Raw genomic sequence first — 24,613 nt, forward strand, 5'->3', positions numbered from 1 at the left:
CAAGGAATTAAAAGTACTTCTTTTGATTATCATCATATGCAAGAATACAGTATAAAAATTTGGGCTCATTGAAATGAATTTTTTGTAAAAAGCCTAGTTGACTACTTGGTGTACTTTAGTATATATTTGGTAATAAGAAAAATGATTGTAGAACGAGGTAGCCAATACTAGTGAACAATCATTGCATAAGCTGGCTAGTCAAACTAGAGGCGTTTTAACGAAGACATGTCTATATATGTCTTTCGTTGGAACGCCTTTTTCGTTATGAGGGGGATTATATGTTAACATATGCAACTTGGCATGAGCCAACATTGAATTTTCAGGTAGACGAAACTTACAAGGCAGCACTGGAGGTTTTACAGTGGAGTTATGCTGAATATGGCGAAGATATCGTCTATGCATGTAGCTTTGGGATTGAGGGAATTGTCATGATTGACCTTATTTCAAAGGTGAAGCCCGATGCTACGATTGTCTTTTTAGATACAGATGTTCATTTTAAGGAAACATATGAAACGATTGATAAAGTAAAAGAAAAATATCCGAAGCTGAACATTATTATGAAAAAACCAGCACTTACACTCGAACAACAAGCTGCTGAATACAGTGATGAATTATGGAAGTCTAATCCAAACAAATGCTGCGAAATTCGCAAGATTGTGCCGTTGCATGAATCATTAGCGAGCGCAAAGGCTTGGATATCAGGCTTGCGTCGTGAACAATCACCAACTCGACAAAATACGAACTTTATTAATCGTGACGATAAATTTAAATCCATTAAAATTTGTCCACTCATTCATTGGACATGGAAGGATGTCTGGCGCTATGTCTCAAAGCATAGTTTACCGTACAATCCATTGCATGACAGGGGCTATCCAAGCGTCGGCTGCGAGCACTGTACAAAACCGGCATTTACAATGGATGATTTGCGTTCAGGCAGATGGCAAGGGTCTGGTAAAACTGAGTGTGGATTACATGAGTAAAGGAGTTTTGCCATGCTTGAATATGTAGCAATAGCGATTAGTTTATTTTTTGCGATGAACATAGGTGCTAGTGGAGCCGCAGCCTCAATGGGAGTTGCTTACGGTGCAGGTGCCATTAAAAAGGCTTGGCAAGCACTGCTCATTTGCTCAGTGGGTGTTTTTTCTGGGGCAGTTCTTGGAGGTGGAGAGGTAGTAAAAACAATCAGCTCCGGCATAATGCCGCAAGAGTACATTACAGTAAAGATTGTCATTATTATTTTAATTTCTGCAACGAGCTCACTATTTTTCGCCAATCTTTTAGGTATCCCATTATCAACGAGTGAAGTGACAGTGGGAGCAGTTGTAGGTGTAGGAATTGCCTATAAAGTGTTATACATTAAATCATTACTTGTTATCTTATCGTTTTGGGTAATAGTTCCAATTGTAGCGTTTGTCATTGCATTTGTCTCTGGGAAGTGGCTGTATAAATTACGAGTTAAGGGCCTGCTAAAAGATCATCCAATATTAACGATTCTCCTTGTGTTCGCTGGATTTTTCGAAGCATTTTCAGCAGGGATGAATAACGTAGCAAATGCAGTTGGACCTCTTGTAGGTGCAGGGATGATGAGTGTAACAACAGGCATATTGCTTGGTGGGGCATTTGTGGCGCTTGGCTCAATGCTTCTTGGAAAACGAGTGCTTGAAACAAACGGTAAAAAAATTATGCGCTTTGAGAAGGCAGAAGGGGTACTGATCTCGAGTACAGGTGCACTCCTAGTCGGTGTAAGCTCTATTTTTGGACTTCCCGTGCCATTAACACAAGTAACATCCTCTTCGATTATCGGAATGGGGATGGCCAATAACGGAAAACAAATTTTCCATAAGCATATTGTGAAAAAGATAATCCGTATTTGGATTGTCTCGCCAATCTTTTCTTTAGCCATTTCTTATTTTTTAGTACAGCTATTCTTAGAAAAAGATTTCTATACCATCATATTAATTGGCAGTATTATTGTTGGAACGCTTGGTGTCATTAGCTTAATGCGAACAATGCGTGAAGAAGAGCGCTCAATATACGATGCGGGTGAAGGAATTTAATACCCGAAAACATATAAAACTAAGTAATTCAATAAAATTAGGAGGATATTTTGATGAGTTTACAACCACATGGTGGACTATTAGTGCAAGCAATTAATCTAGAGGAGGATGTAACACCTATAAAGAAAGTAATTGAACTTGATGCCATTTCACTAAGTGATTTAGAGCTAATTGCTATTGGTGGCTACAGTCCAATTGAAGGATTTTTAACGCAGGAAGATTATGAATCAGTTGTTGAACATACACGCTTAGCGTCTGGCGTGGTATGGAGTATTCCGATTACATTACCTGTAGCAGAGGATGTAGCGGCAACATTGCAGCCAGGTGATGAGGCAAAATTAGTATATGGTGATGCTGTTTATGGCGTTATTGAAGTTGCTGATATTTATGAGCCAAATAAGCAGAAAGAGGCATTGTTAATATACGGCACGGAGGATTTAGAGCATCCAGGTGTTAAAAAGTTGCATGAACGTCCAAATATTTATGTGGGCGGAAAAATTACATTAGTAAAACGACTAGAGCAAAGGTTCCCAGCCTATTCATTTGATCCGTTTGAAACACGTCAAATTTTTGAAGAAAATGGGTGGAAAACAATTGTTGGCTTCCAAACACGGAATCCTGTACATCGAGCACATGAATATATTCAAAAGGCTGCACTTGAAACAATTGATGGATTATTTTTAAATCCACTAGTTGGGGAAACGAAATCAGACGATGTTTCAGCCGCAATTCGCATGGAGAGCTACGAAGTTTTGCTGAAAAATTATTATCCTGAAAATCGTGTACAATTAGGGGTGTTTCCAGCTGCCATGCGTTATGCAGGACCAAAGGAAGCTATTTTCCATGCACTTGTACGAAAAAATTATGGCTGTACACACTTTATCATTGGGCGTGACCATGCAGGTGTTGGTGATTACTATGGCACATACGATGCACAAAAAATCTTTGAACAATTTACGGAAGATGAATTAGGAATTATTCCATTAAAATTTGAGCATAGCTTCTATTGCAACAAATGTGAGGGAATGGCAACAACGAAAACTTGTCCACATGATAGCTCTGCTCATGTCATTTTATCGGGTACTAAGGTTCGTGAAATGTTACGTAATGGCGAAGTGCCTCCTAGTAAATTTAGCCGTAAAGAGGTTGTGGATGTATTGATTAAAGGAATGCGTAAGGAGGTTTTAAAGTGAGTTCAAATATCGTTTGGCATGAAGCTTCCATTACGAAAGAGGAGCGCCGTACACAAAACAAGCATCAAAGCTTTATTTTATGGTTCACTGGTTTATCAGCATCTGGAAAATCTTCGGTGGCGAATGCATTTGCACGCCGACTCTTTGAACGTGGCAATCAAGCATTTGTCTTAGATGGTGATAATGTTCGCCATGGCTTAAATAAGGATTTAGGATTTGATGAAGCTAGTCGAAAGGAAAATATAAGACGAATTGGAGAGGTATCTAAGCTTTTTGTGGAAAATGGACAAATTGTTCTAACTGCTTTTATTTCACCTTACCGAGAAGATCGTCAAGTTGTCCGTCAGCTTGTGGAAGTTGGGGAATTTATAGAGGTTTATGTGAAGTGTTCTGTTGAAACATGTGAAAAGCGTGATCCAAAAGGTCTTTATAAAAAAGCGCGAAATGCGGAAATTCTAAACTTTACTGGGATCAGTGCACCCTATGAAGAACCGGAAAATCCAGAAATTACTTTAGACACAGAACTTAATTCTATCGAAGAATGCGTAGACCAGCTCACAGACATATTAACTTCAAAAGGATATATTTAGGCTTAATAACCACGAGTAATAGTGGTGTGTTTATATTTAATAAATTTGCTTTCATAAAGAATCTGCTTACTCCTGAGGAAGCAGATTTTTTAACTGCTTTCAGCGGTGTTTAAACAGCCGCTAAAAAGGACAAAGCTGGTTCCGGACGCAATTATGCCGAGGTATATTTGATTGAGAAATTTACCCATTTTTATAGAACGTTCCTAAACACTGTGAGATGATTAAATCATCAATCATTATAGGAGATGAAAGAAATGAGCATACATATTCAACTATTAACCGAGGATATTATAAACCAGAAATTATTAAATGAAATATTGGAACTTTGGAATGAAAATGCCATAGAAACTGCAAATTGTGAATTAGGAGAGAGTGAAAGGAAGGGAATTCAAGAACAGCTAGAACAATATATTAAATCAAAATATGGGGCCATTTATATAGCAACGAATGAAAATAATGAAATGATTGGTTTTGGAATGGCTTCGATCAAAAGGGATTTTATTTACGATATGAACTATGGCCAAATAGACGAAGTATATGTAGTGCCAGTATATAGAAGACAGAAGGTTGCTAAACGTCTAGTAGATGACTTAGTGATTTGGTTTAATGACGAGCATGATACTTCAGTAGTAAATGTTTATGTAGATTTAGAAAATGACTTAGCACTAAATTTTTGGGAAGGTATTGGTTTAGAAAAAGAATTTTTTATGCTATCAAACAATTAAAAAAGTGGCCAATGAAGTCTATTCGTTGGCCACTTTTTTGAAAAGTTATTTAATGCCTTGTTCCTTTTTCATCCGATCAATTTCAGGCCCAAGCTCGTCGTGAATTGTGCCTTTCCAAGGTTTTACACCAGCAATGTATGAGGAGCGAGTCATTATATGCCCTCCGACAGGACCTGTGATGAACAGGAACAGTATACCAAGCAAAATGCGGGGATTAAAGTGATCTTCAATAAGCCAGAAGTGAAAGAATACGCCAATGAGTACGCACATAACACCGAGCGTTGCACTTTTAGAAGCAGCGTGAGCACGTGTGTACAAATCAGGTAAACGGACAAGACCAATGGCTGTCACGACAATAAATAGCACCCCGATAGAAATGAAAAAGATAACTAAACTATTAGCGAGTATTGTCACGTTTAATGATATCTCCTTTCTCTATGAATTTAGAGAAAGCAACCGTACCGATAAACGATAAAATCGCTAACAATAATATAATCTCTAGGAAGAAGCTTGTTTCAACTAATACTGAAAACAGTCCAATTAGCGAGATGACTGATACACCTAATGAATCCAATGCTACCACACGGTCGGATGCAGAAGGTCCTTTAACCATTCGATAAATAACTGCAACCATCGATAAGCAAATCACCACAATTGCAGTAATAATAAACGTTGTCATGATTTACTCACCTCCAAAATCGCTTTCTCAAATGAATCTCGAATTGCAGTAATTGCTTCATCGACATCACTCATGTCGATAGCATGTACATACAAAGTTTTTGCATCATCTGATACGTGCACTACTACAGTACCAGGTGTTAACGTAATGAGACTCGATAATAATGTAATTTCCCATTCTTGTGTTAAAACAGTAGGATAGGCGAAGAACGCAGGCTGCATATCCAACTTTGGCTTTAAGACCACTCGAAGCACTTGTATATTCGCTAACACTAACTCTTTTAAAAAGAGTAAAGTCAATTTAATGATTGCCCATATGCGGTAGACGTAAAGACGGGTTGTAAAAAATCTACGCATAATAACGAGTAATACAATACCAAGAATGAACCCAATGATAAAGCCTGTTGCTGTGTAATTAGAAGAAAGGAACATCCAAACGAAGGCAAGCATAACATTTAAAATAATTTGAAATGCCATATCTCTAATCCTCCTTCAATACAGCATCTATATAAATAGATGGATCACTTAATAGTTTTGCTGCATCGTCCATAAATGGTGTAATCCATTCAGAACCAACGCCATACGCTACGGTAATGAGCACTAGAATAACAGTAGGCATGAATAGTGTATGATAGACTTTTTTATCGACAGTACCTGTCGTTTCTTTTTCCTCACCCCAAAAGGCATAAAGGAAAATACGAATAACGGACAATAACACGAGAAGTGACGAAGCTAAAATAAAAATACTGCTCCAGTTACTGCCTGCTTCAAAGCCTCCCTGAGCAATTAACAGCTTTCCGACGAAGCCACTAAGTGGGGGAATCCCTGCTAAACCAAATGCTGCAATTAAATAGAACCAACCGAGGGCAGGGTATTTATTCATTAGACCGCCCATTTTTCGTAAATCAGATGTGCCCGTAATGTAAATCACTATACCTATTAACATGAAGAGCGCTGCTTTTATAAGCATGTCATGAATTAAATAGAACATGGCACCTTTTAGGGCGATTTCATTCATTTGAGATACACCGAATAAAATAACACCTACAGCAATGACGATATTATAGATAATGATGAGCTTCACATCGTGATAGGCAAGAGCACCGATACAGCCCGCAATAATTGTTGCAACTGCTAATGCCATTAGTAGATCATGCGTATATGATAAATCATGAACGAAGAACAATGTATATGTTCGAGTAATCGCGTAAATGCCAACCTTTGTTAATAGTGCACCAAATAGCGTTAGTACTGGTATTGGAGCTGCCGCATAAGAAGTTGGAAGCCAGAAGTATAACGGGAAAATAGCCGCTTTTAACCCAAATACCATTAAAAATAGTACAGCTATAACCGTAACAATACCTGGCTGATTAATGTCAGCAATTTTTACAGCAATATCTGCCATGTTTAATGTGCCTACTACTGAGTAAAGGAAGGCAACTGTTATAACAAACAATGCAGATGAAATAACATTAATTAAAATATATTTAATGGAACCTTTAAGCTGTCCTTTTTCGCCCCCAAGAACGATGAGCAAATAAGAGGCCATTAACAATACCTCGAAGAATACGAAAAGGTTAAAAATATCGCCTGTCGTAAATGCCCCGTTCACCCCAGTTAAAATAAACATGATCCCAGGATAATAGAAGAAGCGTTCGCGTTCCTTTGTGATGGAACCAAAGCCATACCAAACAACAAAGATGGCAATCAGAAGCGTTGTTGTGACAAGTAGTGCGGACACCATATCTGAAACCATCGTTATACCATACGGCACAGGCCAGTCCCCGAACGTCACCTTTTGTATACCGTCATTCTTCACCTTTATAAGCAGTGAAAGGGCTGATATAAGTGCGAGCCCTATACCAAGTAATGCGAATGAACGCTGGTATTTTAAGTTTTTTTGCCCAAACATCAAAATTATACCGAAGAAAAACGGAATGATAATGGGTAGTAGAAGGAAGTTATTCATCCTCATCACTTCCTCTCATTAAGCTTATATCATCTGTCTCGAGCTCTTGGTAAGAACGGTAAGCAAGTACAAGGAAGAAAGCAGTTACCCCAAAGCTAATAACAATCGCTGTTAAAATAAGCGCTTGTGGTAATGGGTCTGCAAAAGTTTTTGCCCCTTCCTTTAAAACAGGTGGTGCTTCTCCACCAAGCCCGCCCATCGTTAAAATGAGAAGGTGAGCACCATGACTTAAAAGCCCTGTCCCGATTATAATACGCAATAAGCTTTTGGATAAGATTAAATAAACCGCTGCCATAAACAAAAAGCCTATGACAAACGCCATAATTATTTCCATTATTCATCCTCCCCAATCGTTTGAATAATGGTCATCGTAACGCCGACAACAACCAAATAGACACCGCTATCAAAAAGCATAGCCGTGTGTAATGACTGTTTGCCTAGAAGCGGTAAATCGAAATAATCAAAGAAATGTGTGAAAAACGGTTTACCTACAAACATTGGGAAAGCGGCTGTTGCTAGGGCTAGAAGTAAGCCAATTGCAGTTAAATACGTATAATTTATTGGTAAAACTTTACGAACCGTATTTAAATCAAAGGCAAGGACTAAAAGTACGATAGCACTCGATGTTAAAAGTCCACCGACAAAGCCGCCCCCAGGTGTGTAATGACCAGCAAGGAAAATATGAATGGAGAAGAAGAAAATAATGAAGAATACAATTTTTGTTGTAAATTGTATAATTACATCATTTGTTTTCATGCGATTTCTCCTTTCTATTCATGCGTAGCTTGATCATTGCTAAAATGGCCATTCCAGCAATACCTAGCACTGTAATTTCAAATAATGTATCAAAGCCACGGTAGTCTACTAAAATTACATTGACAATGTTTCCACCGCCAGCTTTTGAATAAACTGTTTCCTCATAATACTTCGAGATAGTCGGAATCAATTTTTGTGAATGTGCAGACAGTGCTATAAGCGTAACCATAACACCGACAGCAATGGAAACAATTGCCCGATTTAATTGGAATCGCATGCGCTCTTCTCGTTTTCCAAGCTTCGGCAGATGATAAAACGCTAGTAAAAATAGCGCAACAGAAATCGTTTCAATGACAAGTTGTGTCAATGCTAAATCAGGAGCATTAAAAATAACGAAGAACAATGCTACTGTGTAGCCGACAGCACCAAGACCTATAATCGCTGTTAAGCGTGACTTTGCTAAAATTGTAATGGCTGTTCCAATGACTAATACTACGACTAAAATGATTTCGTAAGGACTAATAGGTGCAGTATCTTGGAAGGAGACTGTAAAGGCCTTCTTCACAAATAAGGAACCTATGACAATCGCGGCAATACTACTAAACATATATAGCAGGTAATGACGCATAGAGCCTGTCATATATAGACGTGATACACGATTTAATCCTACGTCCAGTCCAAGCATTATTTTGTCGTATGCATTATTCAATGTTAAAGATCGTGGGAATTTTTGATAAATACCCTGCCATTTCGGTAATGATACAAACAATAGAACCCCAATAATTACTATGCCAAATGTCATGATTAATTCGGGTGTAATTTCACCATGCCAAGCCGCCACGTGAATATTAATATCCTTTGGTGAATCATATAAGAATGGCTGAATGGCTTGTACTGCTGGCTTTACAAAAGTATCCCCTACTAGGTTCGGAATAAAGAAGATTGTTACCACTAATGCTGCTAAAATCATCGGTGAAATCAGCATACCAATTGGTGCCTCATGTGGTTTGTGAGGTAATTTCTCTGGTGTATATTTACCAGTAAATGTTCTGAAAACAAAATAGAAACTATAGACAAATGTAAAAATACTAGCAATCCAAGCGACAATCGGGAAGAGTGCTCCCCATGTATCAAAGCCGAAAAATTCAAAATTTTGCAGTGCAAGCATTGCTGTTAAAAACATTTCCTTACTTAAGAAGCCGTTAAATGGCGGTAGACCGGCCATTGATAAGCTTCCGATTGCCGCGACTGTAAAGCTAAGCGGCATAATACTCATTAAGCCACCGAGCTTACGAATATCACGTGTACCTGTTTCATGATCGACAATACCTGCAATCATGAATAAGCTTCCTTTAAATGTTGCATGGTTGATCAGGTGGAAGATCGCCGCAAAAGCAGCAAATTTAATCGTATCTGTTGCCCCATTGCCATGAAATGCTAAGGCACTAGCTCCGAGCAATGACATAATAAGGCCAAGCTGACTCACTGTAGAGAACGCAAGGATTCCTTTTAAATCTGTTTGTTTCACAGCAAAGAACGAACCCCAGAATAGCGTTAAAATACCTACGCCTGTAACGAGCCATACCCAAAGCTCAGAAACTGCGAAAATTGGTGTAAAGCGTGCTACTAAATAAATACCTGCCTTTACCATTGTTGCGGAGTGAAGGTATGCACTTACTGGTGTTGGCGCTTCCATTGCATCTGGTAACCAAATGTAGAATGGGAATTGTGCAGATTTTGTAAATGCGCCTAAAAGTATTAAAACGAGTGACCAAGTGAACATTGGATGCTGCACTAAGTTAGGTGCCATGACAATAAGTTCACGGATTGAATACGTTCCTCCCATTAAATACAGAAGGATGAATCCTCCTAACATCATTAAGCCGCCGCCGACTGTAATCATCATTGATTTAAGTGCACCAAAGCGAGATGCATCACGAGAATACCAGTAGCCAATTAGTAAAAATGACGAAATGGATGTTAGCTCCCAAAAGAAGTACAAAGAAATTAAATGATCTGACTGTACTACTCCTAGCATTGCGGTCATAAATAGTAATAAGTAAACATAAAAATTATGTAATCTTTCTTTATGTTTGTCTAAGTAAAAAATAGAGTAAAGTACGACTAACGAGCCAATTCCGGTAATGAGTAATGAGAATAGCAAGCTAAGTCCGTCTAAATAAGAAACGACGGAAATATCAAGCGATGGAATCCAAGGAAGCTCTTCAAGAAAAACTTTACCATCTGCTACTTTTGCGATATATGAGGCGTAAATAATCGCGAGTGTAGCAGGGACTGCAAGAACAAACCAGCCTGTGTGAATATTTTTAATGCGTTTATATAAAAATGGCACAAATATTGCAGCAAGCATTGGAATGAAAATATAAAGTACTTGTAACAAAAAAATCCTCCTTTATGCAAGTAAGTAGGTTAATTATAACGCACTTTTTGTATGAATGCATATGCACTCATAGGATTTAGCTTGCGATAGTGGAAGAATTTTGGATATATTATAAATAAGAAGTTATCAATAAAAATAGAGGAAAAAAATTTTTATGAGAAACCCTTATATTTATGGTTATCTACCATTGATTACGATTTTGTTATTTAGTTTGACGTTTGGTATGTATGCTGTAAGTGAATCATTGCAAGTTTTTCATGCAATTGGTGTATATTCTGGCATGCGGGAGTTTTTATCTGATTTCGAGCTCCGTGTTTTTTTACTAATTGTCTTTGCGGGAATCTTTTTTATGTTATTTTCAGCATTAAAATTAGTAGGGGAAACGATTCATGAGCTTGGAATGTTATTTTTCTCAAAGGATAATGATGGTGCGACAGTTCATCAAGCACGAGGCGGATATATCATATTATTAGTTGGTGCAATATGTTCAGCCTTTGCTATTCAATTTATTTACGTATTAGTAGGTATTTTTGTCTTAACCGTTTTTATCTACTTTATTTACCTTATCTATAAAATGAGCCATTTTATGTCGATGAGTGGAACGATTGGCTTACTAGTATTTGAGCTATTTATGTGGACAATACTATTATCGCTAATAATTTATGTTGTTTTAAAATTGTATAATGGCATCTTGGCAAGCTTGCCGTTTGCACATTAAATGCCTCGATTTTCATTAAGTATTTATCCAATTACATAATACCGTTCAACGAGAAAAGGAGCGGCCCAGAGTGATGAATTTCACTTAGGGCTGCTCCTTTTCATTGAGAATATATGACTATTTACTGTAGTAAAACATTAAATAGTTGATGGTGAATCTTATAGTCTTCTAATCTTTCCATAGATTGTGGCTTATCATAGCCTAGCCAAACTGCTGCTGTGTATTCATCGTTTAATCCTGCAAGCCAGTAGTCGCGATAGTTGTTAGTTGTTCCTGTTTTCGCACCGACATAGTTACTTCTACTATAAACGCCTTGTCCTGTACCTCGAGTAACAACATCTGAAAGGATTGAACGCATATTCTTAACCGTTTTAGGTGACCAAATTTGATCGCGTGCTGGATCCCAGCTGTAAAGCTCCGTTCCATCAGCTGCTGTTACTTTACGGATGCTATGGGCTTGCGCGTATGAGCCGTCTATAAAGCTTGTATAAGCGTCTGCTAGCTCGAGTGCTGTAACACCATACGTTAAACCTCCCAAGGAGACAGCATAATTATGGTCTTTTGCCACGATGGAGCGAAAGTTAAAACGATCTAAGTAACTAAATGCTGTATCAATTCCGACTGTGTTCAACAGACGGAGAGCCGATGTATTGTAGCTATATTGAAATGCTACTCGAATTGGTACATCACCGTATTTAAAGCCGCCATAGTTTTGAGGACAAAATGAACCGACACAATAACTGCCACCACTCACTATAGAATCAGGTGTGTGTGCTGTCGTTTCAAAGAACGGTGCATATACCGCTAATGGCTTAAAGGCAGAGCCTGGCTGACGCGTTCCTTGAAAGGCTCGATGATAACCAAACTTTTCATAGTTCTTCCCTGCATACAGACTAACTACTTCACGGGATTTATTATCAATAACTGCTCCGGCTGCTTGTAATTGGCCTGGGCCTAGAATGGCAGTCATCTTTTTCTCATCATTTGCTTGTTTGTCTGGATTAAGCGCGGTATAAATCGTTAATCCATTTTGAAATAATATATTGAGTCGATTGTCTAGCTGCGCTTTGATTTTTTTCTTTTCTTCTTCACTTTGTGTTTTTGCAAGAAGATCTGCATAGCCTTCTTTTTCTGCAACTAACCATTTAAGCTCTTGTAGGACGTATGTGCTGTACATTGGGTAGCTTTGCGCTTTATTCTTTACATTTAATGTTATCGTTTCAGCTTTATGTGTATTAGCATCTTCTTTTGTAATAGCGCCGCTAGTTGCGAGTGTATCTAATAACCGCTCTTGTCTCGCTTTTGTTTTATCAAAATTTTTTAAAGGATTATAAAGTGAGGGGTTATTTGGAATGGCCGCAATAAATGCAATTTCAGCTATAGATAATTCTTGGAGTGGTTTTTGAAAATAATAGGTAGCTGCTCCGCCAATTCCATAAACTTGATTGCTAAAATAGGCTTCATTTAGATACATCGTTAAAATCGTGTCTTTATCAAATTCTTTCTCAATCTCATAGGAGTAAAAAACTTCTGTTAATTTTCGTTCATATGTTTTTTCATCGGATAAATAACGCATACGAACGAGTTGCTGTGTAATAGTGCTGGCACCTTGAGACGTTGAATTCGTGCTTGAGTTAGCAACAACTGCACGGACGATTGCACTGAGGTCAAAGCCGATATGCTCATAAAAATGAGCGTCCTCACTTGCGATGAAAATTTCCTGGGCAATTTTTGGGATCTCTTGTAGTGTTAGAGGTTGCCTCCATTCGACATATTCCTCGCTAAATGTGTTGCCGTTTTGATCAATAAGTGTTATTGGAAGCTGTGGCTGAACTTCCGGTAAGTGAATAGCGCTAGCAATTTGCTCCTCATGCGCTTTTGCCGCATGGATTTCCGTCCTAATATTTGTACTAATCCACCAAAGGACAGGTAAGGATAGTAAAATGATAATAAAACCAAAAGCCTTTTTCATGTGTGCCTCCACTCTAAATATGAGTCACTCAAAAGAATAACATATTTTGGATGGTTTCCAAATACTCGTTCCGACCTATTTGCACTTTTGTTGTCTCTTCGGCAAAGCGAGTTGATTTCCGTTCCGACTGGGCGCTTTGTTGCTGCCGCTTCGCTTTCGCACAGTTAAACCATTTGTTGCTGCCGCTTCGCTTTCGCACAGTTAAACCATTTGTTGCTGCCGCTTCGCTTTCGCACAGAAAAAATCCGCTTCGCTGAAGGGTCTCCTCTGTGACGCTGATCCCTAAGGAGTCGCCCAGTCTCCACTCCAATCAACCACTCACATAACATATCACTCTAAAATATAGTCATTAAAACGATACTTCAGTAAGAGGGTTTCGTCTATGCAAATACTAAGCGACAGCAACAACAACACGATGTTGGTCATGAAGGTGTTATCACAGGACGTGATGCTTTTAGCCTTCGTTCCTCCACTTGCTCGCCCTGGAGTCTCGCCTATTACACTGTCCCTAAGGAACCTCTCAGTTGGAACGGAAATCAACCCTCCACTTTGCCTAATAGCCAAAAAGTTAAAAGTGCAAAAAATCGTCAATACTTTGGTGAAGAAAACCATTGAGAAGTATGTTAGACTAAAATGAGGTCAGAAATGATATTATTATCATTTTCATTGAAACTGAAATTTTACTTTTAAAGGAGAGACTTCAATGTTTCCACAATTAACAACAGAAGTACTTGAAGGCGAAGTACTTGTAGAAATGAAAACAACATTAGGTGCCGTCAAAATTAAATTATTCCCTGAGCATGCACCAAAAACGGTTGAAAACTTCTTAGGCCATGCAAAATCTGGTTACTATGACGGCATCATTTTCCACCGTGTAATCCAAGACTTCATGATTCAAGGTGGTGACCCAACTGGTACAGGTATGGGAGGCGAATCAATTTGGGGTAACTCTTTCGAGGATGAGTTCTCTGATAGCGTATTTAATCTACGCGGTGCACTTTCAATGGCAAATGCGGGTCCGAACACAAATGGTTCACAATTCTTTATCGTACAAATGAAGCACCTTCCAAGTGATATGCTTCGTCAATTACAAGGTGCGGGCTTCCCTGAAGAAATTATTGAAGCGTATGCTCAAAATGGCGGTACTCCTTGGTTAGACCATAAACATACAGTATTTGGTCATATTGTTGAAGGAATGGACATTGTAGACAAAATTGCAGATGTAGAAAAAGACTTCCGTGATAAACCAGTAGAAGATGTGAAAATCGAGTCAATTACAGTTTTTGAATAATAATTGTAAGGACGTGTAAAACATGAAACATTTAATGTATCAATTTTTATATTTCCCAGAAGATAAATCAGGCTATATTCCTGCAGCTTTTGAATTTTTAATCATGCTTATTTTATGTATTGTTGTATTTACCGTTTTCCGTAAAATTTCTAAGAAACAAGAAATGAAATCAAAGGAAATCGAAGCACGTATTCTTTCAGAGAAAAATAATACAAACAATCAGCAAAATATTTAAAAACACGTTTGTGGAAAGCTATTTGCCTCGCAACCATTAGGGATTGCGAGGCATCATACTTTCTCATTACTTTCATGTTAAAATTTTATCTTCGCTCCATTCTTCAAATGCTTAATCGCCATATGAGACATATTTTTAAAACAAAAAATCTGTTAAATTTAAATGTTAATTTTTATGAAGGGGGAACCTTCATTTTGCTCCTTAAGATTATTCTCAAATACATAGCCTTTTGACCAAGTACCAACAAGAAAGTAATTAGTCATTTGGGGAAAAGTGAAGGTTGCTCGGATGGTTTGGTTTTTTTAATTCAATAACTTTTTCCCAAGTTTTTGTATCAAATATAACTGTCTTTCCTCCCATTATATGACATAATAACTTCTTGTCATTTGATAGCGCTATTTCATAAGAAGTTTTTAACTTCTTTATTAGGTTCATTTGAAACACAAGATTCTCCTCCAAGTTAGTTTCAATTTAAGTCTCTTTCGCCGTTCCCCTTCTTTAACTCCTGACCGGTAGGGATTAAGCTTCCGCCGACGGAAGAAGAAGGATCAACATAGCGTTTTCCCCATTGATAGACTTGTTCTTTTTTTGTAAAGGTCAATTTATCAATGATTTTAATAACTTGCTAAACGCCTTGTCATCCTTTCAATCTTCCTGCCGAATACTTGTTCTTATTTTACAAAGAATTCGGACAGGCATCAATTATCAGCATTTCTTTAACACAGCCAAAACAAAAGGATACCTCAAAAAAACTTGAGATACCCTTCACTATTTATTTCCTATTACTGAAGTGCTTGCTTAAAGCGCTGAACACCGTCTTTCACTGTCTCAAATGAGCAAGCAACGTTCATACGCAGGAAGCCACGACCCTCTTCGCCGTATTTTGTCCCTGGCTCTAATGCTAGTTTGCCATGTTCAAGCAAGCGTTGCATGAATTCATTTTCATCAAGCTCTAATTCTCGATAATCAATCCAAAGTAAATAAGTACCTTGAGGTTTTGTAATACGGATCCCAGGTAATTGTTCTAATTCGGCAATCACATAGTCCATATTAGCTGAAATGTAAGGAAGCATTTCGTTTAACCAAGGCGAACCTTCTGTATAAGCAGCTTGAAGTGCTACAGCAGCAAAAGTATTTAATGAGCCTTGCCCGCTAGCCATATGAACTGCTTCTAATAACATTCGCTTTTTCTTATCTGTCACGATCATATAGGCCACTTGAATCCCAGCTAGGTTAAATGTTTTTGTCGGTGCCATACATGTAATAATGCGATCAATTTCATCGCCAGCGATTTTCGCTAATGGTGTATGTTTTGAGCCATCCAACATTAAATCAGAATGAATTTCATCGGAAATAATTACTACATCATATTTTGCACATAGTCGAACAATTTCCTTTAATGTAGCTTCATCCCATACATAACCACCGGGATTATGTGGATTACACAATATGTAGGCTTTCACATTTTGAGCAAGTGCTTGCTCAAAGGCTACAAAGTCATAAACATATGTCCCATCTTTTTCTACTAAAGGACAATTAACAACCTCTCGACCATTGCTTTTTGGGATGTTATAGAATGGTGGGTAAACAGGTGAGGAAATAAGCACTTTATCTCCTGGATTAGTAAATGCCATAATACTATCTGCTAAAGCAGCGACAACACCATTACAGAAAACAATGGATTCTTTATCAACGTGCCAATCATGTTGAGTATTTTGCCAGTCTACGATTGCCTGTACGGCTTCATCGCTAACAAAGCTATAGCCGAAAACAGTCTTTTCAGCATGCTCTTGCAGCGCCTTTGATACAGCTACTGGCGCAGCAAAATCCATATCAGCTACCCACATTGGGAGTATGCCTGAAGCATCTTGTAGCCCATATACGTTTTCTATTGCGTCCCATTTTACGGAGTTTGTACAACGACGGTTAATAGTTTGATCAAAAATAGACAAGCAAATCACTCTTTTCTTTTTTATTTACTATGGTATCATACGAGTATGATAAAAGGATAATAGGTGAGTATTTTGGAAAATATAAAAATGAATCAAGCAGCCGTACATCTGCTAGAGGAGTGGGATCCATTCCACTTAGGTCCAGATCATTATGATACTGAAACCGCAGATGTTGTAGCAGCATTGCAAGGTATCGATGATCCATCTGTTCTTGCAAAGGTTATTCAAGAAACATATGAGCATTCGTTTGAAGAATGGATTCCATATGAAGATTGTGTAGCCATTTCATACAAACTTATTGCGATAAAATTTGAAGCAAAATGCATTATTTAACTTCTTCAAAAGGTGAAAATACCAGAGTGACCATTATTGTATTGGCCTAACTTCTGGTGGATGCACAATTATGTTTTTGCTTTTCTATAGAAAACGAGGTTGTCTTTCAATTATGAGACAACCTCGTTTTTTATCTATAAAAATAAAGCTCTTTTATTTAAACAACGGTAAAATCCCCTGGATATCGTTATTATTAAAAAGTCTACAAAGTCTAAAATAGAGCGATCTAAAATCTTCACTTCAGATAGAATGGCGAATAATAGTGCACTTGGAATTTCTACCCGCGAAGTACGAGGGAATCAACCACACGATATGATGGATATCCAAAATATATTCAAATATGTAACAATTAGGGGGGATGGTTCGTTACATATGCAAGGGGGGATGACTGTGACAGAAACCGAATTAATAGAACGGGCTCAGCGAGGAGACAAAGGCGCCTATATAGAGCTAATCCGAATACATCAGCGAACAGTTGAAAAGTTTGCTTTTCAATGCGGTGTACATAGTAATGATTTAGCAGATGTTTCACAGGAGGTCTTTGTGAAGCTCTATCGTTTTTTACATCAATTTAAGCAGGATCGTTTTACGACGTGGCTCTATAAAATCACATTGAATACAACGCGTGATTATTATCGCAAAGAACAACGAGAGCAAGCAAAGGAAGAAAGACTAAGTGCACAGCAACAATTGCCCGCATCTTCAGCAGAAAAGCAAGTCCTTAATTTTGAAGAGGATAGGCTATTACATAGTGCTATTAATGAACTTGATGAAAAATATCGTTATCCACTTATATTATTTTACTTCCATGAATTAAAGTATGAGGAGATAGCAGGGGTACTAAATATTTCGTTATCAACTGTTAAAGTTCGTATATTACGTGCAAAGGAAAAGCTCAAAGCGGTGATCATGCAGGAGGGGAGTGTTGAAAATGGATGATAAACAGTTTGAAAAACGAATAGAGCTTCTAAAAAAGTCCTATGATCGCATGGAACCACAGCTAGATCCCAAAACCGTTTTCGCACAAATCGAGGCAGAAGATGCAGCACAACAATCGCAAGAAACAGTAACAACACAAAAGCCCCCTTCGAGATGGCAAAAGCCGGCTGTCTGGATAGCGTGCATTGCAAGTGTACTTTTAGTAGGTGTTCTCGTTTCGTCGTATGTGATTAATCCTTTGACATTTGTTCAAACAGCTGAACAAGAACAAGCAAAAGAACAAGAAAAAGTATATGAAGAATGGCTTTCAAACTTTACAAAAGAATATAAAGAAAAACGTGAACAAATGCGTAAGGAGCTCGACATTCCGGAGAAAGAGTTTAGTGAAATATCATTAGTTCAAACTACAGACAATGAAGTGGACTCATTACCTAAAAGAAAAGAGTTGTTTCAAGATGTACAGAACAGAAATGATAACTTTTTGAACAGTTTGGCAAAAAATACATTGGATAATCTACAAACGCCACGTGAGCAAATACAACTTATCGAAACTTACGGGAATCTTATGTCATTTGAAGAATCTTATTTTTTTTATAGTGGATATTCATACTCAGCAGAAGAGATAGCAAACTATTATTCTAATAAGCTTGTTCAATATGAAAAAGTTTTATCACAAAAACCAAAAAGTCTACCTGCAGACCTAAATAAATTAATTGCTACAGCTAAAGAGCAATATTTAGAATTACAATATAATGGACAAAGTTATAGTTTTCGACCAAATCCTGTATTCGGGAAAGACGCGCCTGAATATATTGAACGCCTTCACCCAAATGTATTAGGATATTTTAAATACTTGGCTACAGGCTCATTGCTTGTTGGTGGAGATTTACTCTATTCTATAGAGGATTCCGCAACTGTTCTCCGTCTCTATGAAAAAACGCTTGTAGCGGATAAATCTACTGAGACGGATAATTTTAACGTATTAAAGGGAGAGTTTGAAAATACATGGCTTGCCATTTTTAAAGGAACTGAAACCAATCCAATTCGTACAAAAACTGGTCAATACAAGCCCGAATACATCGATCTATTAACGATTATTGCGAATGGCGGATATGGTGAGGCAATGCGCAAAACAGCACAATCAATACTAGATGAAATAAAGGTAACGGGACAATCTAAAACGCTAGAACAGTTAACAACATATGATATTTGGATGGGGATTTTATATTTGCGAGAAGACACGTTTATGCAGACGGATGATGGAACAACTAGTATGGAGATTAATGAAGGTTGGATTGAGCAAACTAAATCTCTTTACGATGAGTATGTTAAAACAAAGAATGATGCAATTATAGAGACATTAAATCCATTTAATATCGTTAGTTTATTTTTATATGCTCATGGGGTTGGTGATCGTGACATAGCTCAGAGACTTTTAACTGATGACTTGGATATAAATACAGTTGTTCAGTTTGGTGGTATGGATAATTTTAAAGCTCTTTATGAAATGGGAGGCTCGTCACTTAGTATTAGAGCAATTGTAAAAGGTGCGGCGCAAGGGGTAGTTGGACAGCAATTATCTTTCGAGTTAACCCCTGTAGTAACCGAAAATGGTGAACAACATTACCGAATTAGTGCCATTAACGAATAAGGAGATTTTTTGCCCCACTTATTTACGTATGTTATAATTTATGGTGATATATACGTAGCAAACAAAAAGAAAGTGGGCAAAGTTTATGGAAAAAAAATATGAATTAGGAGACGTGTTGACCGGAAAAGTTACAGGTATACAGCCGTACGGTGCATTTGTTGCGCTTGATGAAGATACACAAGGCCTCGTACATATTTCCGAAATTACGTACGGCTTTGTAAAGGACGTTAGTGAATTTTTGTCAGTTGGGCAAGAGGTAGAAGTGAAGATACTTGAAATCGATGAGGATGCCGAAAAAATTAGCTTATCGATTCGTGCTTTGCAGGAGCGCCCGGCTACATTGCGTAAAAAAGATGCACCACCACGTAAATCATTGCAGGACCGTGTAGATGAATCGGATGCGAATGGTTTTAATTCCTTAAAAGATAAATTACAAGACTGGATCGAGCAGTCAGGACAATAATTTTAAGGTTGGAGTCTTGTACCTAACGCTTCGCTTTCGGTACAAATAAATTACTGCCTATTAATGCGAGATAAAAAAACGAGGATGCTTTCAAATATGAAGGTATCCTCGTTTTTTAGTATTTAATTATAGCGAATTTTTTATTTTTCGAATTCGGTACTGTAGGTTTTGACGGCTCATGCCAAGTGCGGTAGCGGCCTTTGTAATATTGCCCTCATATAAATTTAAGACGTTTTGCACATAATAGGATTCGGCTTCACGTAAATAAGCATCGAGCGGCATAACATCATTCTGTTGCTGGAACATAAAAAATTCCGGCTCGTGATTAGATACGTCTTGCTGCTGTACTTTGAAGCGGAAATGCATTGGTAATAAATCTGAGGTAACCGTTGATTCAGTAGTCATAAACGACACCGTTTCATCTAGTAATAGTTCAAGCTCCTTTAAATTTCCAGGCCAATCATATTGCAAAAATAAATCCTGTACATCAGGAGATAATTCCGTGACATTTGAAGCAAATCGTTCTTGATGGCGGTTAAAGTAATCATCTACGAATGGAAGAATATCTTCTTTTCGATCTGTTAAATTAGGAATGGAAATGGCCATTGTTGCAAAGAAATAATACAGTGATTTTGACAGTTTCTTTTCTGCAATCAATGTAATGGGATCACTTCCTACACTGCCAATGAGCATGTATTTTGACTGTGGAAGAGACTGTAATACCTCTAATAGTTGCTCTTGAATGTCTAGACTTAAAAAATCAATGCGTTCAAAGAAAAAAGTGTATGTCTTGTCATCCTGTAAGAGCTCCTGTAATTTATCTAAAACAGATTGAGCAGAGCGACGACTCACTAGAGTTACAAATGCTTCAGGGTCAGTTGAAGCTGCATGATGTATACCCTCTGCTACTAGATCTTTTCCTGTACCTGATTCTCCAATTAATAATACTGGTAATTTCACAGCTGCTGCTTTCTTGGCATTTGCGATAACTTGTCGCATCGAATTAGAAACAGCTGTTATCATATCGAATGTTAAAGGTTCACCATATCGACGAAGAGGCTGATAAACTAGCTTTTCGAGTGATGTAATATCCCGAGCAAACTCGATAGCTCCAATTAGTTTATTTTCGACATATAGTGGAAAAGTATCGTTAATCGTTGTTATTTCATGACCATTTTTATTCCAATATGTTTGTTTTACATTAACTTCTTTTTTACCTGTTTGTAATACACGCATTAAAGTACTTTCATGCTGACGGAAAGAAAACATTTCAATAACAGAACGATCGGCTAATTCATCAAAATGAAAACCCTCAATTTCTTTCATCTTCGAATTATAAATAATTGTTTTGCCAGAAAGGTCTACAGCGTGAATACCAACAGTTACATTTGTTGCAATAAACTCATAAAAAGGGAGTAAAGGTTCGGAATTTTTCATAAAATGTGCACCTCAAAAATTTTTTACTTGAAATATGCAACGAAATTTTGCATTATAATAAGTGTAAGAATATTCTAAACGCAAAGATATTTTGCGTCAACGTTTTTTGCACACTTAAAACACATCTCACGAGGGAGGATTTAGTATGATTTCATACAAACACGAACCATTCACAGATTTTACTCAAGAGGCAAATTACAACGCATATTTAGAAGCATTAAATAAAGTCGAAAGTTATTTAGGTCAAGACTACCCACTTATTATCGGTGGCGAACGTATTACGACAGAAGATAAAATCGTTTCATATAACCCTGCAAAGAAAACAGAATTAATTGGTCGCGTATCAAAAGCAAACAAAGAACTAGCTGAAAAAGCGATGCAAGCTGCAGACGAAACATTTAAAACTTGGAAAAAGGTAGATCCAGCTATTCGTGCAGATGTACTATTTAAAGCAGCGGCAATCATCCGTCGTCGCAAACACGAATTCTCTGCACTTTTAACAAAAGAAGCGGGTAAACCGTGGGCTGAAGCTGATGCAGATACTGCAGAAGCAATTGATTTCTTAGAATACTATGGCCGTCAAATGCTACGTATTAAAGAAGGCCAACCTGTAGAGAGCCGTCCTGGTGAATACAACCGTTATGACTATATTCCACTAGGTATTGGTATTGTTATTTCACCATGGAACTTCCCATTCGCAATTATGGCAGGGACAACAGTTGCTGCTTTAGTAACAGGTAACACTGTATTATTAAAACCAGCTTCAACAACACCAGTTGTTGCTTATAAATTTATCGAAGTGTTAGAGCAAGCTGGCCTTCCAGCAGGTGCTGTGAACTTTGTACCAGGTTCTGGTGCGGAAGTAGGTGACTACTTAGTTGATCATCCGAAAACACGCTTCATCAGCTTCACTGGATCTCGTGATGTAGGCTTACGTATTAACCAACGTGCATCTGTATTAAATGATGGTCAAATTTGGATTAAACGTGTTATCGCTGAAATGGGTGGTAAAGACACAATCGTTGTTGATAAAGAAGCAGATTTAGAGCTTGCAGCACAATCTATCGTAAAATCAGCATTCGGCTTCTCAGGACAAAAATGTTCAGCATGTTCTCGTGCTATTATCGTTGAAGATGTATATGACACAGTTGTTAATCGTGTAATTGAGCTTACTAACACGTTAACAGTTGGTGATCCAACAGACTTCAAAAACTTCATGGCAACAGTAATTGACCAAGCGGCATTCAACAAAGTGACAGAATATATTGAAATTGGTAAAGGAGAAGGCCGCCTTGTTTCAGGTGGTACAGCTGATGATTCAGTTGGTTACTTCATCCAACCAACAGTATTTGCAGACGTAGATCCTTCTGCACGTATTATGAAAGAAGAAATTTTTGGTCCAGTTGTAGCAATCGCAAAGGCTAAAGATTTCGATCAAGCAATCGATATTGCAAACGATACTGAATACGGTTTAACTGGTGCGGTTATTACAAATAATCGTATGAACTTAGAAAAGGCTCGTGAAGATTTCCATGTAGGTAACTTATACTTCAACCGTGGTTGCACAGGTGCAATCGTAGGTTACCAACCATTTGGTGGCTTCAACATGTCAGGTACAGACTCAAAAGCAGGTGGCCCTGACTATCTACAACTTCACATGCAAGCAAAAACAACTTCAGAAATGCTATAACTTCTTTAGCAAACTGAAAGAAGTATAGCCCTCGGTGTATGTCACAGATTCGGTTTTGTGTAAGCGCAAAACTGAATCCAACCGGGGCTAATAAGAGAATCTGCGAAACCCCTCCTAATAAAGTAGGCCGAGCAAGAACCGCAGACGCTAACGTTGTAGTGGCTTACCTAGGAGTACTAGGCGGATTCTTGTTCTTTATATTCTGAAAATGCGGAATTGTCCTATTAAATTTACTTATAGAAAAACATAGTCTTCCATAGATTTTTCATCATGAAAGTAAGGAGAGAATGCTATATGACAAAAACAAATCTAGTTATTGAACAAACTCAAAATTTTGGTGCTGCAAACTATCACCCGCTACCAATCGTTATCTCAGAGGCTGAGGGTGCTTGGGTAAAAGATCCGGAAGGTAATAAATACTTAGATATGCTATCCGCATACTCTGCTGTAAACCAGGGTCATCGTCATCCGAAAATTATCGCTGCGTTAAAAGAACAGGCTGATAAAGTAACATTAACTTCTCGTGCGTTTTATAGTGAAAACCTTGGTGAATGGTATGAGCTTGTTGGTAAATTAACGAATAAACAGATGGTATTGCCGATGAATACAGGTGCAGAGGCGGTAGAAACTGCATTTAAAGCGGCTCGTCGTTGGGCGTATGATATTAAAGGTGTAGAAGATGGAAAGGCTGAAATTATTGCATGTAATGGTAACTTCCATGGTCGTACAATGCTTGCTGTATCTTTATCATCTGACGAAGAATATCGTCGTGGCTTCGGTCCGATGTTACCGAATGTTAAGTTAGTCGATTATGGTAATCTAGAAGCATTAAAAGCTGCTATTACTCCTAACACAGCGGCGTTTTTAATTGAACCAATCCAAGGTGAAGCTGGAATCGTTATTCCACCAGAAGGTTTCTTAAAAGCTGCTCGTGAGTTATGCCGTGAAAACAATGTTTTATTCATTGCAGATGAAATCCAAGCTGGTTTAGCACGTACAGGTAAAATGTTCGCATGTGATTGGGAAGAAGTAGAGCCTGATATGTACATTTTAGGGAAAGCTTTAGGTGGCGGTGTATTCCCGATTTCTTGTGTAGCTGCAAATCGTGAAATTTTAGGAGTTTTCAATCCAGGATCACACGGTTCAACTTTCGGCGGTAATCCTTTAGCGTGTGCTGTATCTATTGCTTCAATTAAAGTATTACTAGATGAAAAATTAGCAGAGCGTTCACACCAACTTGGTGAATACTTTAAAGGGAAATTAAGAGAAATTAATAACCCAGTTATTAAAGATGTTCGTGGTCGTGGTTTATTTATCGGAATGGAATTAACAGAGGCAGCACGTCCATATTGTGAAAAACTTAAAGAATTAGGTCTATTATGTAAAGAAACACATGATACTGTTATTCGATTTGCGCCACCACTTGTTATTTCTCAAGAAGATTTAGATTGGTCAATCGAGCAAATTGAAAAAGTTTTTAATCTTTAACAAAATGTTCACATTTCAATTCGGAAGTATGTTACAATGATGCCGATATACTATCATTATAAAAACAAAGAGGCG

Annotated in this window: 25 protein-coding genes and 1 pseudogene; 14 read left to right on the top strand and 12 right to left on the bottom strand. The window is 37.8% G+C overall.

Annotation, left to right across the window (positions count from 1 at the left end):
• Nucleotides 1–278: 278 nt before the first annotated feature.
• The 5 genes from B1B04_RS11080 (at nt 279) to B1B04_RS11100 (ending at nt 4,565) form a co-directional block, all read left to right on the top strand.
• Nucleotides 279–980, top strand: a complete 702-nt coding sequence (locus B1B04_RS11080) for a phosphoadenylyl-sulfate reductase (protein ID WP_079561526.1) — start codon at nt 279–281, stop codon at nt 978–980.
• Between the two features lie 12 nt (nt 981–992).
• Nucleotides 993–2,057: an inorganic phosphate transporter gene (locus tag B1B04_RS11085; protein WP_079561527.1), complete on the top strand. Its 1,065-nt coding sequence runs from the start codon at nt 993–995 to the stop codon at nt 2,055–2,057.
• A gap of 53 nt (nt 2,058–2,110) precedes the next feature.
• Nucleotides 2,111–3,250 (top strand): sulfate adenylyltransferase, encoded by a 1,140-nt coding sequence (gene sat, locus B1B04_RS11090; protein ID WP_079561528.1) that lies wholly within the window; start codon nt 2,111–2,113, stop codon nt 3,248–3,250.
• The gene (gene cysC, locus B1B04_RS11095; protein WP_079561529.1) at nt 3,247–3,840 is read left to right on the top strand and encodes an adenylyl-sulfate kinase; all 594 of its coding nucleotides are present in this window, start codon (nt 3,247–3,249) and stop codon (nt 3,838–3,840) included. Before sat ends, cysC begins: the two co-directional genes overlap by 4 nt.
• Nucleotides 3,841–4,094: 254 nt before the next feature.
• Nucleotides 4,095–4,565, top strand: coding sequence for a GNAT family N-acetyltransferase (locus B1B04_RS11100; protein WP_079561530.1), 471 nt, complete (start codon nt 4,095–4,097; stop codon nt 4,563–4,565).
• Between the two features lie 45 nt (nt 4,566–4,610).
• Here the strand turns inward: B1B04_RS11100 and mnhG are convergent, their stop codons facing one another.
• From mnhG to B1B04_RS11135, 7 genes are read right to left on the bottom strand one after another with little or no spacing between them, the layout of a single operon-like run.
• The gene (gene mnhG, locus B1B04_RS11105) at nt 4,611–4,979 is read right to left on the bottom strand and encodes a monovalent cation/H(+) antiporter subunit G (RefSeq protein ID WP_079561531.1); all 369 of its coding nucleotides are present in this window, start codon (nt 4,977–4,979) and stop codon (nt 4,611–4,613) included.
• A complete protein-coding gene (locus tag B1B04_RS11110) occupies nt 4,963–5,244 on the bottom strand; it encodes a Na(+)/H(+) antiporter subunit F1 (RefSeq protein WP_079561532.1) in 282 nt (93 codons plus the stop codon). The genes mnhG and B1B04_RS11110 overlap by 17 nt, the downstream gene beginning before the upstream one ends.
• Nucleotides 5,241–5,720 (bottom strand): Na+/H+ antiporter subunit E, encoded by a 480-nt coding sequence (locus B1B04_RS11115; protein ID WP_079561533.1) that lies wholly within the window; start codon nt 5,718–5,720, stop codon nt 5,241–5,243. The genes B1B04_RS11110 and B1B04_RS11115 overlap by 4 nt, the downstream gene beginning before the upstream one ends.
• 4 nt (nt 5,721–5,724) lie before the next feature.
• Nucleotides 5,725–7,212, bottom strand: a complete 1,488-nt coding sequence (locus B1B04_RS11120; protein ID WP_079561534.1) for a Na+/H+ antiporter subunit D — start codon at nt 7,210–7,212, stop codon at nt 5,725–5,727.
• Nucleotides 7,205–7,546 (bottom strand): Na(+)/H(+) antiporter subunit C, encoded by a 342-nt coding sequence (locus B1B04_RS11125; protein ID WP_053593262.1) that lies wholly within the window; start codon nt 7,544–7,546, stop codon nt 7,205–7,207. The genes B1B04_RS11120 and B1B04_RS11125 overlap by 8 nt, the downstream gene beginning before the upstream one ends.
• Nucleotides 7,546–7,968, bottom strand: coding sequence for a Na(+)/H(+) antiporter subunit B (locus tag B1B04_RS11130; RefSeq protein ID WP_049669152.1), 423 nt, complete (start codon nt 7,966–7,968; stop codon nt 7,546–7,548). Before B1B04_RS11130 ends, B1B04_RS11125 begins: the two co-directional genes overlap by 1 nt.
• Nucleotides 7,955–10,369: a Na+/H+ antiporter subunit A gene (locus B1B04_RS11135; RefSeq protein ID WP_079561535.1), complete on the bottom strand. Its 2,415-nt coding sequence runs from the start codon at nt 10,367–10,369 to the stop codon at nt 7,955–7,957. The genes B1B04_RS11130 and B1B04_RS11135 overlap by 14 nt, the downstream gene beginning before the upstream one ends.
• A gap of 154 nt (nt 10,370–10,523) precedes the next feature.
• Here B1B04_RS11135 and B1B04_RS11140 point away from each other — a divergent pair, with 154 nt between their 5' ends.
• Entirely contained in the window at nt 10,524–11,087 is a 564-nt protein-coding gene (locus B1B04_RS11140) for a DUF5366 family protein (protein ID WP_079561536.1), read from the top strand.
• 121 nt (nt 11,088–11,208) lie between these two features.
• Here the strand turns inward: B1B04_RS11140 and B1B04_RS11145 are convergent, their stop codons facing one another.
• The gene (locus tag B1B04_RS11145) at nt 11,209–13,059 is read right to left on the bottom strand and encodes a transglycosylase domain-containing protein (protein ID WP_079561537.1); all 1,851 of its coding nucleotides are present in this window, start codon (nt 13,057–13,059) and stop codon (nt 11,209–11,211) included.
• A 703-nt stretch (nt 13,060–13,762) separates the two neighbouring features.
• On the opposite strand from B1B04_RS11145, the gene B1B04_RS11160 reads away from it, so the two are divergent.
• The gene (locus tag B1B04_RS11160; protein WP_079561540.1) at nt 13,763–14,350 is read left to right on the top strand and encodes a peptidylprolyl isomerase; all 588 of its coding nucleotides are present in this window, start codon (nt 13,763–13,765) and stop codon (nt 14,348–14,350) included.
• Between the two features lie 22 nt (nt 14,351–14,372).
• Nucleotides 14,373–14,585 carry a hypothetical protein gene (locus B1B04_RS11165; protein WP_053484185.1) on the top strand — a complete coding sequence of 71 codons (213 nt, stop codon included), beginning with the start codon at nt 14,373–14,375 and terminating at the stop codon, nt 14,583–14,585.
• A 255-nt stretch (nt 14,586–14,840) separates the two neighbouring features.
• Here B1B04_RS11165 and B1B04_RS11170 read toward each other — a convergent pair whose 3' ends face one another.
• The 3 genes and pseudogenes from B1B04_RS11170 to B1B04_RS11175 form a co-directional block, all read right to left on the bottom strand.
• On the bottom strand, nt 14,841–15,029 hold the full coding sequence (locus tag B1B04_RS11170; protein WP_079561541.1) for a hypothetical protein: 189 nt from the start codon (nt 15,027–15,029) through the stop codon (nt 14,841–14,843).
• Nucleotides 15,030–15,069: 40 nt separating this feature from the next.
• Nucleotides 15,070–15,221 (bottom strand): annotated as a pseudogene (locus tag B1B04_RS26160) (IS1595 family transposase); the annotation flags it as partial.
• A gap of 146 nt (nt 15,222–15,367) precedes the next feature.
• Nucleotides 15,368–16,537 carry a MalY/PatB family protein gene (locus tag B1B04_RS11175; RefSeq protein WP_079561542.1) on the bottom strand — a complete coding sequence of 390 codons (1,170 nt, stop codon included), beginning with the start codon at nt 16,535–16,537 and terminating at the stop codon, nt 15,368–15,370.
• Between the two features lie 72 nt (nt 16,538–16,609).
• On the opposite strand from B1B04_RS11175, the gene B1B04_RS11180 reads away from it, so the two are divergent.
• The 4 genes from B1B04_RS11180 to yugI all read left to right on the top strand — a co-directional run bounded on the left by B1B04_RS11180 (nt 16,610) and on the right by yugI (nt 19,923).
• Nucleotides 16,610–16,870 carry a DUF1871 family protein gene (locus tag B1B04_RS11180; RefSeq protein WP_079561543.1) on the top strand — a complete coding sequence of 87 codons (261 nt, stop codon included), beginning with the start codon at nt 16,610–16,612 and terminating at the stop codon, nt 16,868–16,870.
• Nucleotides 16,871–17,260: 390 nt separating this feature from the next.
• Nucleotides 17,261–17,809, top strand: coding sequence for an RNA polymerase sigma factor (locus B1B04_RS11185; RefSeq protein ID WP_079561544.1), 549 nt, complete (start codon nt 17,261–17,263; stop codon nt 17,807–17,809).
• Nucleotides 17,802–19,460, top strand: coding sequence for a hypothetical protein (locus B1B04_RS11190; RefSeq protein ID WP_079561562.1), 1,659 nt, complete (start codon nt 17,802–17,804; stop codon nt 19,458–19,460). The genes B1B04_RS11185 and B1B04_RS11190 overlap by 8 nt, the downstream gene beginning before the upstream one ends.
• Nucleotides 19,461–19,545: 85 nt before the next feature.
• Nucleotides 19,546–19,923 (top strand): S1 domain-containing post-transcriptional regulator GSP13, encoded by a 378-nt coding sequence (gene yugI, locus B1B04_RS11195; protein ID WP_079561545.1) that lies wholly within the window; start codon nt 19,546–19,548, stop codon nt 19,921–19,923.
• 126 nt (nt 19,924–20,049) lie between these two features.
• Here the strand turns inward: yugI and B1B04_RS11200 are convergent, their stop codons facing one another.
• The gene (locus B1B04_RS11200) at nt 20,050–21,360 is read right to left on the bottom strand and encodes an AAA-type ATPase lid domain-containing protein (RefSeq protein WP_079561546.1); all 1,311 of its coding nucleotides are present in this window, start codon (nt 21,358–21,360) and stop codon (nt 20,050–20,052) included.
• A 145-nt stretch (nt 21,361–21,505) separates the two neighbouring features.
• Here B1B04_RS11200 and pruA point away from each other — a divergent pair, with 145 nt between their 5' ends.
• Together pruA and B1B04_RS11210 are read left to right on the top strand one after the other, a co-directional pair.
• Entirely contained in the window at nt 21,506–23,050 is a 1,545-nt protein-coding gene (gene pruA, locus B1B04_RS11205) for an L-glutamate gamma-semialdehyde dehydrogenase (protein WP_079561547.1), read from the top strand.
• 294 nt (nt 23,051–23,344) lie between these two features.
• Entirely contained in the window at nt 23,345–24,538 is a 1,194-nt protein-coding gene (locus B1B04_RS11210; protein WP_079561548.1) for an ornithine--oxo-acid transaminase, read from the top strand.
• Nucleotides 24,539–24,613: the final 75 nt, after the last annotated feature.

Origin of the sequence: Lysinibacillus sp. KCTC 33748, from assembly GCF_002237755.1 — a bacterium.
Taxonomy (GTDB): domain Bacteria; phylum Bacillota; class Bacilli; order Bacillales_A; family Planococcaceae; genus Lysinibacillus.

What these genes read in the sequence shown, in the direction of transcription:
- B1B04_RS11120 (WP_079561534.1), bottom strand. Translation starts at nt 7,212, where the DNA reads ATGAATAACTTCCTTCTACTACCCATTATCATTCCGTTTTTCTTCGGT.
- B1B04_RS11165 (WP_053484185.1), top strand. Translation starts at nt 14,373, where the DNA reads ATGAAACATTTAATGTATCAATTTTTATATTTCCCAGAAGATAAATCA.
- B1B04_RS11200 (WP_079561546.1), bottom strand. Translation starts at nt 21,360, where the DNA reads ATGAAAAATTCCGAACCTTTACTCCCTTTTTATGAGTTTATTGCAACA.
- B1B04_RS11100 (WP_079561530.1), top strand. Translation starts at nt 4,095, where the DNA reads ATGAGCATACATATTCAACTATTAACCGAGGATATTATAAACCAGAAA.
- B1B04_RS11160 (WP_079561540.1), top strand. Translation starts at nt 13,763, where the DNA reads ATGTTTCCACAATTAACAACAGAAGTACTTGAAGGCGAAGTACTTGTA.
- pruA (WP_079561547.1), top strand. Translation starts at nt 21,506, where the DNA reads ATGATTTCATACAAACACGAACCATTCACAGATTTTACTCAAGAGGCA.
- B1B04_RS11190 (WP_079561562.1), top strand. Translation starts at nt 17,802, where the DNA reads ATGGATGATAAACAGTTTGAAAAACGAATAGAGCTTCTAAAAAAGTCC.
- yugI (WP_079561545.1), top strand. Translation starts at nt 19,546, where the DNA reads ATGGAAAAAAAATATGAATTAGGAGACGTGTTGACCGGAAAAGTTACA.
- B1B04_RS11110 (WP_079561532.1), bottom strand. Translation starts at nt 5,244, where the DNA reads ATGACAACGTTTATTATTACTGCAATTGTGGTGATTTGCTTATCGATG.
- B1B04_RS11115 (WP_079561533.1), bottom strand. Translation starts at nt 5,720, where the DNA reads ATGGCATTTCAAATTATTTTAAATGTTATGCTTGCCTTCGTTTGGATG.
- B1B04_RS11125 (WP_053593262.1), bottom strand. Translation starts at nt 7,546, where the DNA reads ATGGAAATAATTATGGCGTTTGTCATAGGCTTTTTGTTTATGGCAGCG.
- B1B04_RS11140 (WP_079561536.1), top strand. Translation starts at nt 10,524, where the DNA reads ATGAGAAACCCTTATATTTATGGTTATCTACCATTGATTACGATTTTG.
- B1B04_RS11210 (WP_079561548.1), top strand. Translation starts at nt 23,345, where the DNA reads ATGACAAAAACAAATCTAGTTATTGAACAAACTCAAAATTTTGGTGCT.
- B1B04_RS11130 (WP_049669152.1), bottom strand. Translation starts at nt 7,968, where the DNA reads ATGAAAACAAATGATGTAATTATACAATTTACAACAAAAATTGTATTC.
- B1B04_RS11085 (WP_079561527.1), top strand. Translation starts at nt 993, where the DNA reads ATGCTTGAATATGTAGCAATAGCGATTAGTTTATTTTTTGCGATGAAC.
- B1B04_RS11080 (WP_079561526.1), top strand. Translation starts at nt 279, where the DNA reads ATGTTAACATATGCAACTTGGCATGAGCCAACATTGAATTTTCAGGTA.
- B1B04_RS11145 (WP_079561537.1), bottom strand. Translation starts at nt 13,059, where the DNA reads ATGAAAAAGGCTTTTGGTTTTATTATCATTTTACTATCCTTACCTGTC.
- sat (WP_079561528.1), top strand. Translation starts at nt 2,111, where the DNA reads ATGAGTTTACAACCACATGGTGGACTATTAGTGCAAGCAATTAATCTA.